Source organism: Rhizorhapis sp. SPR117, from assembly GCF_021742065.1.
The window spans coordinates 1-943 of record NZ_JAKKIE010000201.1 but is presented as its reverse complement, the minus strand read 5'-3'; the positions used below and the strand labels follow the sequence as shown (position 1 = coordinate 943).

General features: G+C 58.5%; 2 protein-coding genes. Both read left to right on the top strand.

Annotation, left to right across the window (positions count from 1 at the left end):
• A partial coding sequence (locus L3X40_RS21955; RefSeq protein ID WP_237367450.1) for a helix-turn-helix transcriptional regulator occupies positions 1-640 on the top strand: 640 nt, incomplete at its 5' end.
• A gap of 58 nt (positions 641-698) precedes the next feature.
• On the top strand, positions 699-943 hold a 245-nt coding region (locus tag L3X40_RS21950; RefSeq protein WP_237367449.1), incomplete at its 3' end, for a transposase.

Sequence of the window (943 nt, the reverse complement as noted above, 5' to 3'; positions counted from 1 at the left end):
CACCCGGGAGTCGATGGTCGACGGTGACGGCGTCATCCTTGCAACGAGCGTTTTTGGCTGGACCGATGCGGAGAGTGACCGCTGGTGGCGGACGCCGCATCTCGCTCTGGAGTCGCCGCTGCCTACCGCCTGCCGATACGAAAGTGAGCCTTTCTGGTGCAACGCGGCGGGATTCCGTATCGGTCTGCCCAACCCGCAGCTCGTCAACATCAGTCTTGAGCATTTCGAGCGCCGTGGTCTGACGCGCGCCGCGATCGTGGTGCCCGTCCATTTGCCATTTGGTCAAATCGGCGCCGCCAGTTATAGTCCGGTCGACTCTTCGAAGCTCGATCTCGCGAAGGAGTTCGAGGCGTACAGCGATATTCTAGGACTTCTTACTCGTACCTTCGTCGCCGGCTACGTCCGTGTGATGTGCCGCCCGAAACTGGTGCCGGTCGATACGCGCTTAAGTAAGCGGGAGATAGAGTGTGTGGGCTGGGCTGCGGTCGGCAAGACCGACCAGGAAATCAGCATGATTATAGCACGAAGCCCGGCGACGGTGCGGTTCCATCTCGAAAACGCGGCAGTGAAGCTCGAGTCGGTCAATCGCAGTCAAACTGTCTTCAAGGCTGCACAACTTGGATATATAGGGTATCTCTGAACAAGTTGGCCTTGCTGCGACAATGATGATGTGATTCCCTTCGCAAATGGAGGGCCGCATGAAGCAGGGTCGTTTTTCAGAAATTGGCATGTCACGGCCCCGCAAGCAGACGCGGCGGGCGATGTTTTTGGATCAGATGACGGCGGTGGTTCCGTGGGATCGGTTCGAACAGTTGATCGTCCCGCATTATCCGGTGGCTGGCGGGGGGCGTCGTCCATACCCGTTGCGGTCGATGCTGAAGATCCATTTCATGCAGCAATGGTTTGGGCTGTCCGACCCCGCGATGGAAGAAGCGTTGTGGGA